Consider the following 16,306-nt stretch of genomic DNA (forward strand, 5'->3'; position numbering starts at 1 on the left):
TTTTCTGTTATTTTTTATAATAATTCACGTTGTCGCTAGGCGGCAAATGAGCTAATCCCTTGGAGCATACACCAGTATATGACTAAGGTTAGTGAAAGAAGCCCCCCTACAACGCGAAATATAACAAACTATTCAATGCTCTAAATAGTTCGTATTGTAGGTAGGCGGCAATTGAGAGTCTCTTGGGGAGCATATAAAAGTATGTGACCCAAATACTTGAAAGAAGCCAACACCCCTACAACGCGAAATATAACAAACTATTCAATGCTCTAAATAGTTCGTATTGTAGGTAGGCGGCAATTGAGAGTCTCTTGGGGAGCATACAAAAGTATGTGACCCAAATACTTGAAAGAAGCCAACACCCCTACAACGCGAAATATAACAAACTATTCAATGCTCTAAATAGTTCGTATTGTAGGTAGGCGGCAATTGAGAGTCTCTTGGGGAGCATACAAAAGTATGTGACCCAAATACTTGAAAGAAGCCAACACCCCTACAACACGAAATATAACAAACTATTCAATGCTCTAAATAGTTCGTGTTGTAGGTAGGCGGCAATTGAGAGTATCTTGGGGAGCATACAAAAGTATGTGACCCAAATACTTGAAAGAAGCCAACACCCCTACAACGCGAAATATAACGAGCATTAGTGTTCGCGGGCGTGATTAATAGTATATTTGGGTATCTCTACCACTAAATCCTCATCCGTCACTAACGCCTGACAACTTAAACGGCTTTCAGGCTCTAATCCCCACGCTTTGTCTAACATATCGTCTTCTAACTCACTACTCTCTTCCAGTGAATCAAAACCTTCACGAACGATACAATGACAAGTTGTGCAAGCACAGGATTTTTCACAGGCGTGCTCAAGCTCAATACCGCTGCGTAGTGCAACATTTAAAATAGACTCGCCTTCTTGTGCTTCAACAACAGCACCGTCTGGACATAAATCACTATGAGGTAAAAAAACTATTTTCGGCATAATTATATCTCATCCACAGAATGGCCTGACAACGCTTGTCGAATGGAGGTATCCATACGACGCGCTGCAAACTCCTGCGATTGCTTATCCAGTTGTTTAATGGCATTTTCAATTACGATTGGGTCAGTGCCCTCAACCGCTTTAATTAACTCATTGACCGCATTATCAATTTCTGACTCTTCTTCTGGCGTCAGTAAATTGCCATCTTGGGCTAATGCGCTCGTTAAACTTTCAAGCACTCTTGCAGCTTCAACTTTTTGCTCCGCTAAGCGGCGCGCATTTAAGTCATCTTGCGCGTTAGTCATTGAATCTTTAATCATGTTTGAAATTTCGTTATCTGTTAACCCATACGATGGCTTAACTTGAATAGAGGCTTCTATGCCAGTGGACTTTTCCATAGCGCTAACACTTAATAGCCCATCCGCATCCACTTGAAAAGTAACACGAATATGTGCGCCACCTGCAGCCATTGCAGGGATATCACGCAAGGTGAAGCGAGCTAATGAACGACAATCAGCTACCATTTCGCGTTCACCTTGCACCACATGAACGCTCATCGCCGTTTGCCCATCTTTAAAGGTGGTAAATTCTTGAGCGCGAGCAACTGGGATCGTCGTATTACGCGGGATCACTTTTTCAACCAATCCCCCCATGGTTTCTAGGCCAAGGGATAACGGGATCACGTCCAATAACAACATTTCGCTGTCGGGTTTGTTCCCTACTAAGATATCCGCTTGAATGGCGGCACCAATCGCTACCACTTTATCTGGGTCGATAGATGTCAGTGGTGACTTACCGAAAAAATCGCCGACTTTCTGGCGTACTAAGGGGACGCGAGTCGAGCCACCAACCATGACAACGTTCAGCACCTCTTGCGCTTCAACACCTGCATCTTTTAACGCACGGCGACAAGCCATTAGTGTGCGTTTAACATGGGTTTCAATAAGCGCTTCAAACTGCTCGCGACGGATTTCCCCTTGCCAATTAGCAAGTTTGATTGTCGCAGCGTCCGCGTCACTGAGCATGACTTTGGTTTCTGTCGCCACATTAAGTAATTGACGATTTAACTGATGGTCACCTTGTAATGAAACTCCTGCCTGCTCTGCGATCCACTGTGCCAGTACTTGGTCAAAATCATCGCCTCCAAGTGCGGTATCGCCACCTGTCGCTAAGACCTCAAAAACACCGCGACTCAGGCGCAAAATAGAGACATCAAAAGTCCCACCCCCGAGATCATAAACCGCTATCACGCCTTCTTGTCCAGAATCTAATCCGTAGGCAATTGCAGCCGCAGTCGGCTCATTCAATAGGCGTAACACGTGTAAGCCTGCAAGACGAGCCGCATCTTTCGTGCCTTGGCGCTGGGCATCATCAAAATAGGCAGGAACCGTGATCACTACGCCATCCATTTCCCCACCCAATGTTTCTTCAGCGCGTTTTGCTAACGTTTTCAATATATCCGAAGAAACTTGAATAGGATCTACTTGGCCGGCAGCCGTTTGGATAAACGGCAAGCCATTTTCACTCGCACTCAGCTGATACGGCAAATCAGGATAACGTTTTTGAATATCCGCCAATGAGCGCCCCATCATACGTTTAACTGAAATAATGGTATTCACTGGGTCTTGCTCCGCAAGTTGCTTCGCATCCCATCCCACTAATTTGCTTGCAGGCTGATAATTAACAACCGATGGTAATAAAAAGCGGCCTTGGTTATCTGGCAAAGCCGCAGCTTCACCACTACGCACTGTTGCAATCAAAGAGTGGGTGGTACCTAAATCAATGCCTGCCGCCAATTTGCGTTGATGCGGAGCTGCTGTCATACCGGGTTCGCTGATTTGTAGTAACGCCATAATCGTTTTCTCTTAAAATTCATCTAGTAACCGTTCTTCGAGTTGCTCAGCTTGCTGCTGAAGCTTATCGAGAAAACGTAGTTTACGTACGGTATCAGCGGCTTTTTCCCACTGCATGGCATCTAACTCTGTCACCATCAGTGCGCTTCGTGCTTGCTGCATTTTTTTGACGTTTTGCATAAATTTAGCCAATAAATCAAGTGCATCGTCACTGTTTTCAATATTGTCTAACTCTTCACGTAGCTCAAGCTGCTCCATCAAGAATGCCGTATCATGCATAGTATGTTGTTCGTTATTAATGTCGAAACCATGCAATGAAAGCATATATTCCGCGCGTTTTAGCGGATGACGAAGGGCTTGGTAGGCAGCATTAATGGTTGCTGCTTTTTGCAGTGCTTGCATTTTTTCCTGTTCAGAACAGGTAGCAAAACGGTCAGGATGGTATTGACGCTGTAAATCTTGAAAACGTAGCGTCAGTTGTTCATTATCAATGGCATAAATGGGAGTTAACCCAAAAAGAGTAAAGTAATCCATAAGTGCTCAGTTTCTCGAACCGGTTACCAATACCACTAACATGCAAATCGCTTATATTAGTGAGATTGGCCGAAAATTAGGCTTAATTGAACGCATTATACGTGAAAACTTTCACCGCATCCGCATTCGCTATTGACGTTAGGGTTATTAAATTTAAACCCTTCGTTTAAGCCTTCTTTCACAAAATCCAGCTCAGTGCCATCAAGATAAACAATGCTCTTGCCATCGATAATGACTTTAACACCTTTATCTTCAAAAACTGTGTCTTCTTCATTGATTGTATCAGCAAACTCAAGAACATAAGCCATTCCTGAACAACCTGAAGTTCTTACACCTAAACGCAAACCTTCACCTTTTCCACGATTTTGCAGAAAAGATTGAATACGCAGCGCAGCACTTTCTGTAAGAGAAATAGACATTGCAAACCTCACTTTAGAAACAAACAAGGCAGATGCTACTCATGAGTCGCATCCGCCTTCAAATTATTTTATACCCATTTATTTCCAAACTAAGAAACTCAGCGATGTTTAGCCTAGAGGCCATGGGTATTGTTCCAGTTATAGGACGATAACTTGTTGTTATTTATTAATATGGGTTGCCCTATAGACTGATTAAAAATTTATTTGCTTTGGCGTTTGCTTTTGTAATCAGCAATAGCAGCTTTAATTGCGTCTTCTGCTAGAATTGAACAGTGAATTTTCACTGGTGGTAATTCTAACTCTTCTGCAATTGCTGTATTTTTGATTGACTCAGCTTCATCCAAACTTTTGCCTTTCATCCACTCAGTCACCAGTGAACTTGATGCAATTGCTGAACCACAACCATAAGTTTTAAAGCGTGCATCTTCAATAATGCCGTCATCATTTACTTTAATCTGTAATTTCATGACGTCACCACAGGCAGGTGCACCTACCATACCACTACCGACGCTTGGGTCGCTGTTGTCAAACGAACCAACGTTGCGTGGATTTTCATAATGATCGATAACTTTTTCACTGTAAGCCATTTTTAAACTCCTGAAACCGTCTGATTAATGGTGAGACCATTCGATGCTGTTAAGATCTACGCCGTCTTTAAACATTTCCCATAAAGGAGACAGCTCGCGTAAGTGGCCAATTGCGCCATGAATCATTTTGATTGCATAGTCAATTTCTTCTTCTGTCGTGAAACGACCTAAAGAGAAACGGATTGAGCTATGTGCCAGCTCATCATTCATCCCTAAAGCGCGCAGTACATAAGAAGGTTCTAGGCTTGCAGAAGTACATGCCGAGCCTGAAGATACAGCCAAATCTTTTAATGACATCATCAGTGATTCACCTTCAACATAGTTGAAGCTGACGTTCAGAATGTGCGGCGCACCGTGTTCTAAATCACCATTGAGGTAAACTTCTTCGATATCTTTAATGCCGTTCCATAAACGCAGGCGTAAACCGCGTAAGCGCTCAGATTCCGCTGCCATTTCTTCTTTGGCAATACGATAAGCTTCGCCCATACCCACGATTTGGTGTACTGGTAATGTCCCAGAACGCATACCGCGTTCATGACCACCGCCGTGCTGTTGCGCTTCAAGGCGAATTCGTGGTTTACGGCGAACATACAGTGCACCAATACCCATTGGCCCATAAAGTTTGTGCGCAGAGAACGACATTAAATCGACTTTTAACGTATTTAGGTCGATAGGCAATTTGCCCACGCTTTGAGTTGCGTCGACGTGGAAAATAATCCCTTTGCTACGGCATAATTCACCAATAGCTTCGATATCCTGCACTACACCAATTTCATTATTAACATGCATAATAGAAATTAAAATAGTGTCTTCACGGATAGCGTCTTGTAGGTCTTGCATAGCAATTAAACCGTTGCTTTGCGGTGACAGGTAAGTCACTTCAAAACCTTCACGCTCTAATTGGCGGCAGGTATCTAAAACGGCTTTGTGTTCCGTTTTACAAGTAATAATGTGGTTGCCTTTCTTTTTATAGAAATTAGCAGCGCCTTTAATCGCTAAGTTATCAGACTCAGTTGCGCCTGAAGTAAACACGATTTCACGTGGGTCAGCACCCACTAATTCAGCGATTTGATTACGAGCAATATCTACCGCTTCTTCCGCTTGCCAGCCGAAACGGTGAGAACGGGATGCTGGGTTACCAAAGTTCCCATCCATTGTTAAACATTGCATCATTTTTTCAGCCACACGCGGGTCAACCGGTGTTGTTGCTGAATAATCAAGATAAATTGGTAATTTCATTGCTCACTTACTCCAAAAGACAAGCTAACTTGACTTTAATTTTTAAAGATACAAATGGCGGAAACTAGATCTTCGTCTAACCACTCACCGAGATGTACCGACTGCAATTATTTTAATATTTTTTAAGCACGTACATTGATAATCGATTCAGGTGTGATCCCATTTGGCATGGTTTTACGCTGTTCGTTATCTTGTCTATCAGCAACAACCATGACTTCTTGGTTTTTAACCAGTTCATCAAGGCTAATGCTGCTTAGAAAACTTGTAATTCTGTCACTTAAATCACGCCACAGTGCATGAGTTAAGCAGCGGTCGCCATTTTGACAACCTTCTTTATTACCCTGACAACGTGTGGCGTCAACAGATTCATCTACCGCAGCGATTACTTCAGCAACAAAGATTTGGTCTGCGTCTCTACCAAGCAAATAACCGCCACCTGGGCCGCGAACACTCGAAACCAACTCGTTTTTACGTAAACGAGAAAAAAGTTGCTCAAGATAAGAGAGGGAAATACCCTGACGTTCAGAAATGTCCGCTAAAGGCACGGGACCTGACTGAGAGTGTAATGCGACATCTAACATCGCAGTTACTGCGTAACGCCCTTTGGAAGTGAGTCTCATAACATATTACTCCATGGTAAATTATGGTCAGATTGTGACATTCCTGAGTAATTTAGTCAACTATTTACCTGACTAATTTACTCAAGTATTATTCACCTGTTTTTACCGTGGATTTCGCCTCACTTTTTCGCCCATTTTTCCATCGACGTTAAAATACCCCGCAGGATATGTAACTCTTGGGTTTCGATGTGTGCACGTGTGAATAAACGACGCAATTTATTCATAATTAAGCCAGGGTGCGCTTTACGAATAAAACCAGATTCATTCAATACACTTTCAAGATGAACATAAAAACGCTCAACATCTTCTGATGGCGGGTATTCTACCTCATCATCTGTTGAAATTACCGTGTTTTTTTCATCCATTGAAAGATGCGCCATGCGTATCTCATAACTTACCAATTGAACCGCCATCGCTAAATTCAAAGAGCCGTATTCTGGGTTCGTGGGGATATACAAATGATACTGACATTTTTGTAGTTCTTCGTTGGTCAAACCCACTCGCTCACGGCCAAAAACGATAGCAACGGGGGATTCTTTGGATTGCTCAACAGATTTAACACCACACTCACGCGGCTCAACCATTGGCCAAGACAAGGTGCGAGAACGGGCACTGGTGCCGATCACTAACTTACAGCCTTCTAAGGCTTCATCGAGGGTTTTAACGATTGTCGCATTACCAATAACATCACTCGCCCCGGCAGAAAGTGCAATAGCGTGTGAATCAGGTTCAACAAGAGGATTAACGAGGTACAGATTAGAAAGCCCCATGGTTTTCATTGCACGGGCAGTTGAGCCCATATTACCAGTGTGTGAGGTTTCAACAAGAACAATACGGATATTATCTAGCATGGTTTATACGTTTAATGAAAAAATTATCGCAATAGCTTAACACAAAATTGCTTATTGTGACGAACATCTATATACTTCGGCACTCCAGTTTTTCGTTCTTTAACATTCCAGTGGAAAAAGCCCATGCATCCGATGCTTAACATCGCCATACGTGCAGCACGTAAGGCCGGTAATCACATAGCTAAAAACTATGAAATGCCTAGTAATATCAAAGTGACTCAGAAAGGCACTAACGATTTCGTGACTAACGTTGACCAAGAGTCTGAGCAGCTGATTATTGAAATCATCCGCAAGTCATATCCAGAGCACACTATTATCACTGAAGAAAGTGGTGAGTTAATTGGTAAAGATGATGATATTCAATGGGTTATCGATCCACTGGATGGCACTACCAACTTCACAAAACGTCTCCCTCATTTTTCTGTTTCTATCGCTGTACGCGTTAAAGGCCGTACTGAAGTTGCTGTTGTTTACGACCCAATGCGTAATGAATTATTTAGCGCAGTACGTGGACAAGGCGCTCAACTTAACGGTTATCGTATTCGTATCGACGAAAAACGTGATCTTGATGGCGCTATCGTTGCGACAGGTTTTCCTTTTAAACAAAAACAACACGCTGCGGTATATATGAATATCATGACTGCAATGTTCGATAAGTGTGCTGATTTCCGTCGTACAGGTTCTGCAGCCCTGGATTTATGCTATGTTGCTTCTGGTCGTGTTGATGCATTCTTTGAGATCGGCTTAAAACCATGGGATTTCTTAGGCGGTGAACTAATCATGCGTGAAGCTGGCGGTATCATGACTGACTTTATTGGCGGCCATAATTATATCGCATCTGGTAACTTAGTCGCTGGTAGCCCACGCGTTGTTAGAGACATACTGTCCGTCATGAAAGATGAGTTATCGGAAGCATTAAAACGCTAATTCGACAACGTATTGAATTTTAACACCCACACAATTCGACTATTTTGTGTGGGTGTTTTTTTACTGATTAAACCGTTTGATGCGTATTAAAATAAGATAACGCCTTTAATTAACTCACGGTTATTAATCACGTCTTGCTCATAACTATTACCAATAGAATTAAAATCAAATTGATGAGTTAGCATCATTTCACTCGCGAGCTTTCCTTCCGCCATCAACCTTGCCACTTTATTGAAATCTTCAAGCGTCGCATTGCGACTTCCCATCATTGTTGTTTCTTTCTTATGAAAATCAGGATCTGGAAACGATAAATTACCTTTAAATAGCCCAACAAAAACAATCAAACCACCATGGCGAATTAAATTCACCGCAGTGTTCATTGCGTGTTGATTCCCCGTTGCATCAATGACTTTCTCTGCAAGCATCCCTGAAAAATGGCTTTCAATACTTGATAAGTAATTTTCACTCGCTGGGTCACACGTTGTTAAACCTAATACCTTTTCAACATGTTGACGACGAGCCTCACTGGTGTCAGCAACTAATACGTTAGCACCGTCTGCTTTAGCAATCGCAGCAACACCAAGCCCTATCGGACCAGCCCCTACGACTAGAACAGTATCTTGAGGCTTAACTTGTGCGCGTCTCACTGCATGAGCACTAATCGAAAACGGTTCAATTAACGCCCCATCAATATCAGTAACGGTATCCGCAATGGCTAACACGTTGTTTTGTGGGACGTTTAAGAACTCACAAAAACCACCATCTTCATGAACCCCAATCACCGAAATTTTTTCACAACAATTTGTTTTACCACTTTTGCAAGCCCCGCACTCATAGCAAGCAACATAAGGCATCACGGCAACACGCTGCCCAACTTTCCATTGAGTGACATCAGAAGCAACCTCGCAAATAGTGCCAGAAATTTCATGGCCTAATACGCGTGGATACTGGAAAAATGGCTGATTTCCTCCCCAGGCGTGAATATCTGTTCCACATATTCCAACGGCATGTATTTTTATTTTTACGTGCCCAACTTTAACTGTAGGTTCAGCAACGTCTTGATAGACTAATTTTTTAGGTTCCTGGCAAATCAATTGTTTCATATTTTCCTCCGTCAATTTATCTGTCTTTTTTAATTTAAAAAACATAGACTAGATACTTAGCAACCGAATTTTGTGATTAAATGTTTTTAAATCGGTTTTAAATCGGTCTTTAAAGAATAAAAAACAGCTTAAGGGGCAGTTAAATGGTGAGGAGTAAAAATATACGTTATGGGTCAATTAACGAATTTTTAGATGCAATTCATAAAAATTTATTAACGTCCCCCTTCCCATCACAATCTTCTTTAGCGGAAATGTTTAATATCAGCCGAACTACCGTTAGACATACCCTTGAATATTTATTAGAAAAGAAAATCATTGAAAAACAAGGGAATGACTACCATGTCATTCGCTATCCCAATAAAACTGATTTTTTCCCAGTTGAGTCAAGCCTTCCAGATCAACAAATCGTCTTATTCGAAAAAGCGTTTTACCAAATGATTAAACGCAAAGAATTGATGCCCGGAGATACTTTTACTGAGTTACAATTGGCGAAAAAAAGCCATGTGAGCTCTAGCGTTGTCCGTGAATTTTTAGTGGAGTTTTCTCGTTATGGGTTAATTAAAAACACCCACCGAGGAAATTGGCACATGATGAAGTTTTCGCGCGAGTATGCAGAAAAACTCTTTGAGTTCAGAGAATTACTAGAAACCAATGCCCTTACGCACTTTTTAAATTTACCCGCAGATGACCACCGTTGGATTTTAGCAAAAGAGCTATTACTTAAGCATAGAACACTGCGCGAAACAGTGACTATCAATTACCGCGACTTTTCCCAACTCGATTATGAGCTACATAGCCTTATTTTATCGGGTGCCAACAACCCATTTTTCAGTCAGTCTCTTGAAATCATCACTGTAATATTCCACTTTCAATACCAGTGGGATGAGTCTGACTTAAAAGAAAGAAATGTACTGGCAATTGAAGAACATATGACCATTTTAAGTGCTTTAATTAGTCGTAATGATATTGTTGCGATGAATGAACTTCGTCACCATTTAGATACCGCTAAACGAACGATGATCAACTCTATACAGCAAACTTATGAATAAGTAACACTAACCTCCCAAGGCCAATGGATGGCCAATAACAACCTTTCTTTTGATCGAACATTGTATGTATCAAACACAAACCTGAATTTTTCAGTAAAAAAAACAACTTAATTATAAAGCCATTATTTACCACAAATAAGATACGGAATAAATCACGATATTTTTCAATAACTTAAAGAAACTCATCATAAAATTAATTTTATACATCAACAAACAACCTGTTTTTAACTGATAAAAAACACATTAAAAACATGAAAAAGCCATTCGTTCCACAAAATTGATTCAATTAATAGTCCATAGAAAAAAATACTTCTAGTCTGAGTCAACACCAGATGATTAATACACATAATAACTAGAGGAATGGTCATGGATTACTTAAATCGACAGTCAATGGCTAGCAAGCAATACCCAGAGAGAATTCTGCAATTCGGAGAAGGCAATTTTCTACGTGCTTTTATCGACTGGATGGTTGATCAACTGAATGAAAAAACAGACTTCAATAGTGGTATTACTATTGTTAGACCAATTGACTCATCACATCCCTCAATTAATCAACAAAATGGACTTTATACCGCCATCACCAGGGGAATTAATGAACAAAAACAAAGCGTTTCTAATATAAGAATAATTAATTCAGTTAATCGTGAAATACTTATTTACTCTGAATATGATAAATATTTAAAGTGTGCAGAAAATCCCGACTTACAATGGATATTCTCTAACACAACCGAAGCCGGGATCGTATATAAGCACGATGTACGTCTAGAAGACACACCAGCAAGTAGTTTCCCAGCTAAACTTACGCAATTCTTATTTCACCGCTTTCAATATTTTAATGGTGATACTAGCAAAGGATTGTTCATCATCCCTTGTGAGTTAATTGACTATAATGGCGATAAACTACAAGAGTTTGTAAATAAACATGCGCAAGACTGGAAACTTCCCGCAGATTTCATTACTTGGCTAAATGACAGTAATACATTTTGTTCTACATTAGTCGATAGAATTGTTACAGGTTACCCAAAAAATGAAATTGAAAAACTGGAAAAAGAATTAGGTTATAAAGACGATTTTCTCGTCACGGCTGAATATTTCTATTTGTTTGTCATTCAAGGGCCAAAAGTATTAGAGCAGAAACTAAAACTAAATGAATTACCATTAAATATCAAAGTGGTCGATGATATAAAACCCTATAAAGAGCGCAAAGTGGCAATCTTGAATGGTGCACACACTGCGATGGTTCCTGTTGCTTACTTAGCAGGCATTAGGACTGTCCGTGATGTCACTACCAATCCCGTTTTTTTATCTTTCATTAAAGATTTAATTGATAATGAAGTTATTCCTGTTTTATCTCAAAGCCCTTCAGAGCTCACGGCTTTTGCTTCCGCAGTGATTGACCGTTTTAATAACCCATATATAGAACATGAGTTAATGTCAATTTCGCTTAACTCACTCACTAAATTTAAAACTCGCTTATTGCCCCAATTAATCTCTTACGTTAATCAATACAATAAAATCCCTTATTGCATTTCATTTTCACTTGCTGCGTTGATTGTTTTCTATCGCGGAGAACAGGCTGGACAGCCCATTCCTTTAAATGATGATGATTATTTACTGGAACGCTTTAAAGCTTGGAACGAACTCTATGACTCAAATGTAAAACAACTTACTGAAAATGTGCTAGCGATGTCTGATTTATGGGGATTGAACCTCAACGAAATACCAAAATTACAGGATGATGTGAGCCAGAAAATTACTGAAATTCTGAGTCATGGTACAGAATCAATGCTACGCAAAAAATATGTTTGTTAGAAACAAATAATAAATACTTAAAACAATAAATCCCCCTACAGGAGATACATTTATGAAACTGAGCACATTAAACGGAAAAACACTTCTTAGCTTAACACTCAGCACAATGCTATTAATGGGCAGCATGACAGGAGCAGCATTTGCAGATGCTAAATATAAGCTAAAAGTTGCTTATGAAAATAACCCAGGAGAGCCATTTGACTTAGCTATCCACGAATGGGCAAAAAAATTCAATGAAAAAACCAATGGCGAAGGTGAATTGATCCCTTATCCAAGTTCGCAATTAGGGTCCAAAAAGGATGTCATCGAACAAATGAAGTTAGGTAGCCCACTAATTACTTTAGCGGATGGCGCCTTCTTCTCTGATTATGTACCTGATTACGGCATTATGTTTGGACCCTATTTAGGGCTATCTTATAAAGATATTTTTAAATTGAACGCCTCGCCTTGGTATGGTTCTTTAGAACAACAGTTAGATAAAAAAGGCCTTCATGTCGTTTCTAAAGATTGGCTATATGGTTCACGCCATATCTTAGCCAATAAAATGATCCAAACCCCAGATGACCTAAAAGGTTTAAAAATTCGCGTTCCTAATAATAAAATTCAAATTAAAGGTTTAGAGGCAATGGGTGCCACCCCTACTCCATTACCTTTAGCTGAAGTTTATACTGCACTTAATCTTAAAATTATTGACGGTGCAGAAAACCCAATCCCAGTGCTATATGGGCAAAAACACCATGAAGCAGCTAAGTTCTTGATCCTAACGGGCCATGTAGAGAACGTGACCAACTTAGTCATGGGCAGTAAAACGTATGATAAATTACCCGAAAATATCCAACAGGCTTTAGTTGAATCAGGTAATGAAGCTGGGCAATTCTTAACAGATTTAGTCCTACAGCAAGAAAAAGAAATTATTGAGAAAATGAAAAATGAAGGCGTTACGGTTGTTGAAGTAGATAGAGCGCTCTTCAAAGAAAAATCTAAACCTTTCTATAATGAGTTCCCTGAATGGTCTGCGAACTTATATCAACAAACTCAAGATATTATTAATAATTAACCCTATGACTTGGCGGTGCTTACCGCCAATATTTTAACAACACAAATGGTTAACTATTGTTCTCGCAAGGATTTTTTATGTTTAAATTTCTGGGGAAATTAAGTGATATAGTGGCATCACTTGCCGTTGCCGCTATTGTCATTATTACTATTCTTGCTGTATTCATGCGCTGGCTTCTTAATGACCCTTTAATGTGGAGTGAGGAAGTTTTAATCATTTGCTACATTTGGTTGGTGATGATTGGTGCAGCATCCGCTGCGGGTAAAAGAATGCATGTCAGTATTGATGCGATTACCTCTTTATTTCCTGAAAAAGTACAATTAGCTATTGCGGTTATCACTCATATTATGGCCATTATTGCTTTATCTATTTTTGGGTATCTTGGATATGAACTCTCGATTATCGCAGAAGACAAAATAACACCGATTATTGGTGTGTCTTATTATTATATCGACCTTTCTGTACCCATTGGCGCATCCATCATGGTGTTATTTTCTATCCAACATTTACTGGAAGACATGAGTAAATTACTAAAAGGAGATAAACCATGTCAGTAGTTATCGCCTGTATCGTATTAATATTTTGTTTTTTAATTAATGTTCCTATTTTTTTAAGTGTGCTTATTGCATTGCTCACTTATTTCTTTTCTGTCGGTGATATCTCTCCGCTTATTGCCGTGCAGCGCATTATTGGGGCAGGAGAAAATGTCACATTACTCGCAATCCCTTTTTTCATTTTGCTAGGTAATCTTTTAAATTACACCGGTATCACTAGCCGAATGTTAAAATTTACTGGCACACTGTCTGGTCACTATCCAGGGGGACTTGCCCAGTCTAACGTATTATTAAGTACAATGATGGGTGGACTTTCTGCATCTAACCTTGCTGACTGTGCAATGCTATCTAAAATGCTAGTGCCAGAGATGACCAAATTAGGTTATGGGAAAAGCTTCTCTGCTGCTGTTACTGCTGCAGGGTCATTAATAACACCTATTATTCCACCCGGTATTGCATTAATCATCTATGGATTTGTTGCTGATGTTTCTATTGGCAAGATGTTCATGGCTGCGATTATTCCCGGTTTAATGTGCTGCGTTGCTTTAATGTTTGCCATTTATCTTATTGCCAAAAAACGTGGATACAAACCGGCTAGAGATAAAGCTCCGACATTTGCTGAAGTTTACCAGACAGGTAAAGGAGCGATGTCTGCGTTCCTTTTAGTCCTCGTTATTATTGGTGGAATTCGTTTTGGTATCTTTACACCGACAGAAGCGGGCGCGATTGCAGTGCTTTACGTTATTGTAATTGGCACTTTCTTTTATCGTGAAATGAAGTTAAAAGACATTGCAGCCTCATTTTTAGAAACAGCTCGTTCAACAGCAAGTATTATGTTGATTATCATGACTTGCTCTGCATTAGCTTGGGTATTGACAAACGAGCAAGTGGCGCAAGATGTCGCCAGAATGATGACCAATTTCTCTGACAATCCATATGTTTTCTTAATGATTGTCAATGCTGTGCTCTTAGTTCTAGGTATGTTTATTGAGGGTAATGCCGCAATTATTGTCCTTGTTCCATTATTAATGCCTACAGTAAAACTTTTAGGAATTGACCCTATCCATTTTGGTATTGTCATGATCCTTAATTTAGCTATCGGCTGTTTAACACCACCAATGGGAACAGTCATGTTTGTGGCTACATCGATTACGGGCGTGCGTATTGCTGATTTTATTCGTGAAGTTATGCCATTATTCTTAACATTAATTATCGTATTACTCTTAGTCACTTTTATGCCTGTATTTACGACATTCCTACCAAGCTTATAAGTTATATCTCAATGGCAAGTCATTATCTATGATTTGCCATTTTTATTATCAACTCTATTTATTGTGACAATCGCAAATACAGCAGGAAACAATCGACATGCCGATTGTTCGAAAGAAGGATGGCGTTGCCAGCCTTGCAAAAAATTTGCGTTGATGACACTGGAAAACAAATTCAATACCAAACCAAGCTATAAAATAGCTTTAACACCTTTTATAGCTTGGCTGGTGATTTTAGGATTGAGCCACCACTTTAGGCCGAATAAATAAGGCAGGAACAGCAAGAAGCGCCATTAAATAAAAAACTACGCCATGATGTGCAGGTACTCGCTCATAAATGTACCCTACAATAATTGTCAGTACAGCTAACCCACCACCAGTCGCAAGTGCAGAGTAAATACCTTGTAATGGGATAATTTCATTTTCTTTTCTTGCGCTGATAAAACGCATTGCCGCTAAGTGGCAAACCGTAAAAGTACCACTGTGCAGAATTTGCACCACAATTAATACCGGTAATGCCGTAAATGCGCCCATCAAGCCCCAACGAATAATTCCACAAAAGGCTGATAACAGCAGTAAATTGCGAGCACTCCAACGTCTAAATAAACGGTGACTTAACATAAATACAATGACTTCAGCAACGACACCGAGCGACCATAAATTACCAATGACTAAATCTGAATAGCCGGCTTCTTTCCAAAATAGGGAAGCAAACCCATAATAAGCCGCATGAGCCCCTTGCAGTAACGTAACACAGATAAGAAACCTAACGACATTTTTGTCTGCAATCAATTGTTTAAATCTAACCTTATTACCACCATCCGCTTTCGCTGCCCCCATTGGCATAATTGCCGGCTTCAGCATTGCGCCTAATAATAACGCTAAACAGCTCACTATCAAGGCCATCATGATGGCTTTATTACCCCAAACACCCGCTAAATACCCCATCAGTGATGAGCCGATAATAAAAGCTATCGACCCCCAGACGCGGATCTTGCCATAGTCAAAGGTAAATTGTTTTTGCCATGTCCCTGCCAGTGAATCTCCCAGTGGAACCATTGGCGCAAAAAATAGGTTAAACCCAATCATTACAAATAGTAACCATGCCCAATGAGATCCCAGAGCGAAGCCAATAGAGAAAATGAGCGAAAGCCCTGCCAGTAAGCGTAAAGCCATGATCAACTTCGAGGGTTCTTTAACTAAAGGAGTAATAAACATCGCGCCAAGGAAACGAGCTGCGAGCCCTACCCCTAACAAAACACCTATCATTTCTGCATCAATTCCCTCACCTTGTAGCCAAACTGACCAAAATGGTAAGAAAATACTGTAGGCAAAAAAGTAGGTAAAATAATCAATAGCTAGCCAACGCGTTGATGGAATGACCATCACTCCTCCGTTTTTTCAATGCAAAAAACCCGCTCATACATACATGTAGAAGCGGGTTTAGGTAA

General features: G+C 40.3%; 16 protein-coding genes. 6 read left to right on the plus strand and 10 right to left on the minus strand.

What is annotated here, in order from left to right; all coding sequences use genetic code 11:
• Positions 1-646: 646 nt before the first annotated feature.
• The 8 genes from fdx to trmJ all read right to left on the minus strand — a co-directional run bounded on the left by fdx (position 647) and on the right by trmJ (position 7,085).
• Positions 647-982: an ISC system 2Fe-2S type ferredoxin gene (fdx, locus tag M1E86_RS12275; RefSeq protein ID WP_042844637.1), complete on the minus strand. Its 336-nt coding sequence runs from the start codon at positions 980-982 to the stop codon at positions 647-649.
• A 2-nt stretch (positions 983-984) separates the two neighbouring features.
• Positions 985-2,835, minus strand: a complete 1,851-nt coding sequence (hscA, locus tag M1E86_RS12280; protein WP_213913174.1) for a Fe-S protein assembly chaperone HscA — start codon at positions 2,833-2,835, stop codon at positions 985-987.
• A gap of 12 nt (positions 2,836-2,847) precedes the next feature.
• The gene (gene hscB, locus M1E86_RS12285) at positions 2,848-3,369 is read right to left on the minus strand and encodes a co-chaperone HscB (RefSeq protein WP_213913173.1); all 522 of its coding nucleotides are present in this window, start codon (positions 3,367-3,369) and stop codon (positions 2,848-2,850) included.
• A gap of 95 nt (positions 3,370-3,464) precedes the next feature.
• Positions 3,465-3,788, minus strand: coding sequence for an iron-sulfur cluster assembly protein IscA (gene iscA, locus M1E86_RS12290; RefSeq protein WP_125892177.1), 324 nt, complete (start codon positions 3,786-3,788; stop codon positions 3,465-3,467).
• 200 nt (positions 3,789-3,988) lie between these two features.
• A complete protein-coding gene (iscU, locus tag M1E86_RS12295; protein WP_004264914.1) occupies positions 3,989-4,375 on the minus strand; it encodes a Fe-S cluster assembly scaffold IscU in 387 nt (128 codons plus the stop codon).
• Positions 4,376-4,399: 24 nt separating this feature from the next.
• Complete coding sequence (locus tag M1E86_RS12300) at positions 4,400-5,614, minus strand: IscS subfamily cysteine desulfurase (RefSeq protein WP_125892179.1); 1,215 nt, start codon at positions 5,612-5,614, stop codon at positions 4,400-4,402.
• 122 nt (positions 5,615-5,736) lie between these two features.
• Complete coding sequence (gene iscR, locus M1E86_RS12305) at positions 5,737-6,234, minus strand: Fe-S cluster assembly transcriptional regulator IscR (protein ID WP_004264917.1); 498 nt, start codon at positions 6,232-6,234, stop codon at positions 5,737-5,739.
• Positions 6,235-6,353: 119 nt separating this feature from the next.
• On the minus strand, positions 6,354-7,085 hold the full coding sequence (gene trmJ / locus M1E86_RS12310; RefSeq protein ID WP_125892181.1) for a tRNA (cytosine(32)/uridine(32)-2'-O)-methyltransferase TrmJ: 732 nt from the start codon (positions 7,083-7,085) through the stop codon (positions 6,354-6,356).
• Positions 7,086-7,208: 123 nt separating this feature from the next.
• On the opposite strand from trmJ, the gene suhB reads away from it, so the two are divergent.
• Complete coding sequence (gene suhB, locus M1E86_RS12315; protein ID WP_125892183.1) at positions 7,209-8,012, plus strand: inositol-1-monophosphatase; 804 nt, start codon at positions 7,209-7,211, stop codon at positions 8,010-8,012.
• A gap of 86 nt (positions 8,013-8,098) precedes the next feature.
• Here the strand turns inward: suhB and M1E86_RS12320 are convergent, their stop codons facing one another.
• Positions 8,099-9,115, minus strand: coding sequence for a zinc-binding alcohol dehydrogenase family protein (locus M1E86_RS12320; protein ID WP_213913171.1), 1,017 nt, complete (start codon positions 9,113-9,115; stop codon positions 8,099-8,101).
• Between the two features lie 143 nt (positions 9,116-9,258).
• On the opposite strand from M1E86_RS12320, the gene M1E86_RS12325 reads away from it, so the two are divergent.
• The 5 genes from M1E86_RS12325 (at position 9,259) to M1E86_RS12345 (ending at position 14,858) form a co-directional block, all read left to right on the plus strand.
• Positions 9,259-10,164, plus strand: coding sequence for a GntR family transcriptional regulator (locus M1E86_RS12325; protein ID WP_125892187.1), 906 nt, complete (start codon positions 9,259-9,261; stop codon positions 10,162-10,164).
• A 366-nt stretch (positions 10,165-10,530) separates the two neighbouring features.
• Positions 10,531-11,976 carry a tagaturonate reductase gene (locus tag M1E86_RS12330; protein WP_185746905.1) on the plus strand — a complete coding sequence of 482 codons (1,446 nt, stop codon included), beginning with the start codon at positions 10,531-10,533 and terminating at the stop codon, positions 11,974-11,976.
• 52 nt (positions 11,977-12,028) lie between these two features.
• Positions 12,029-13,033 (plus strand): C4-dicarboxylate TRAP transporter substrate-binding protein, encoded by a 1,005-nt coding sequence (locus M1E86_RS12335; protein ID WP_125892191.1) that lies wholly within the window; start codon positions 12,029-12,031, stop codon positions 13,031-13,033.
• A gap of 77 nt (positions 13,034-13,110) precedes the next feature.
• Positions 13,111-13,590 carry a TRAP transporter small permease gene (locus tag M1E86_RS12340; RefSeq protein ID WP_213913170.1) on the plus strand — a complete coding sequence of 160 codons (480 nt, stop codon included), beginning with the start codon at positions 13,111-13,113 and terminating at the stop codon, positions 13,588-13,590.
• Complete coding sequence (locus M1E86_RS12345) at positions 13,581-14,858, plus strand: TRAP transporter large permease (RefSeq protein WP_125892193.1); 1,278 nt, start codon at positions 13,581-13,583, stop codon at positions 14,856-14,858. The genes M1E86_RS12340 and M1E86_RS12345 overlap by 10 nt, the downstream gene beginning before the upstream one ends.
• Positions 14,859-15,089: 231 nt before the next feature.
• Here M1E86_RS12345 and M1E86_RS12350 read toward each other — a convergent pair whose 3' ends face one another.
• Positions 15,090-16,241 carry a 3-phenylpropionate MFS transporter gene (locus M1E86_RS12350; protein ID WP_125892195.1) on the minus strand — a complete coding sequence of 384 codons (1,152 nt, stop codon included), beginning with the start codon at positions 16,239-16,241 and terminating at the stop codon, positions 15,090-15,092.
• Positions 16,242-16,306 lie beyond the last annotated feature (65 nt).

This window comes from Providencia sp. PROV200 (genome assembly GCF_049901995.1).
In the GTDB taxonomy this organism is placed as follows: domain Bacteria; phylum Pseudomonadota; class Gammaproteobacteria; order Enterobacterales; family Enterobacteriaceae; genus Providencia; species Providencia rettgeri_E.

Excerpts from the sequence above, each read along its gene's own strand:
- fdx (WP_042844637.1), bottom strand. The coding sequence starts at position 982 with ATGCCGAAAATAGTTTTTTTACCTCATAGTGATTTATGTCCAGACGGT.
- hscA (WP_213913174.1), bottom strand. The coding sequence starts at position 2,835 with ATGGCGTTACTACAAATCAGCGAACCCGGTATGACAGCAGCTCCGCAT.
- hscB (WP_213913173.1), bottom strand. The coding sequence starts at position 3,369 with ATGGATTACTTTACTCTTTTTGGGTTAACTCCCATTTATGCCATTGAT.
- iscA (WP_125892177.1), bottom strand. The coding sequence starts at position 3,788 with ATGTCTATTTCTCTTACAGAAAGTGCTGCGCTGCGTATTCAATCTTTT.
- iscU (WP_004264914.1), bottom strand. The coding sequence starts at position 4,375 with ATGGCTTACAGTGAAAAAGTTATCGATCATTATGAAAATCCACGCAAC.
- M1E86_RS12300 (WP_125892179.1), bottom strand. The coding sequence starts at position 5,614 with ATGAAATTACCAATTTATCTTGATTATTCAGCAACAACACCGGTTGAC.
- iscR (WP_004264917.1), bottom strand. The coding sequence starts at position 6,234 with ATGAGACTCACTTCCAAAGGGCGTTACGCAGTAACTGCGATGTTAGAT.
- trmJ (WP_125892181.1), bottom strand. The coding sequence starts at position 7,085 with ATGCTAGATAATATCCGTATTGTTCTTGTTGAAACCTCACACACTGGT.
- suhB (WP_125892183.1), top strand. The coding sequence starts at position 7,209 with ATGCATCCGATGCTTAACATCGCCATACGTGCAGCACGTAAGGCCGGT.
- M1E86_RS12320 (WP_213913171.1), bottom strand. The coding sequence starts at position 9,115 with ATGAAACAATTGATTTGCCAGGAACCTAAAAAATTAGTCTATCAAGAC.
- M1E86_RS12325 (WP_125892187.1), top strand. The coding sequence starts at position 9,259 with ATGGTGAGGAGTAAAAATATACGTTATGGGTCAATTAACGAATTTTTA.
- M1E86_RS12330 (WP_185746905.1), top strand. The coding sequence starts at position 10,531 with ATGGATTACTTAAATCGACAGTCAATGGCTAGCAAGCAATACCCAGAG.
- M1E86_RS12335 (WP_125892191.1), top strand. The coding sequence starts at position 12,029 with ATGAAACTGAGCACATTAAACGGAAAAACACTTCTTAGCTTAACACTC.
- M1E86_RS12340 (WP_213913170.1), top strand. The coding sequence starts at position 13,111 with ATGTTTAAATTTCTGGGGAAATTAAGTGATATAGTGGCATCACTTGCC.
- M1E86_RS12345 (WP_125892193.1), top strand. The coding sequence starts at position 13,581 with ATGTCAGTAGTTATCGCCTGTATCGTATTAATATTTTGTTTTTTAATT.
- M1E86_RS12350 (WP_125892195.1), bottom strand. The coding sequence starts at position 16,241 with ATGGTCATTCCATCAACGCGTTGGCTAGCTATTGATTATTTTACCTAC.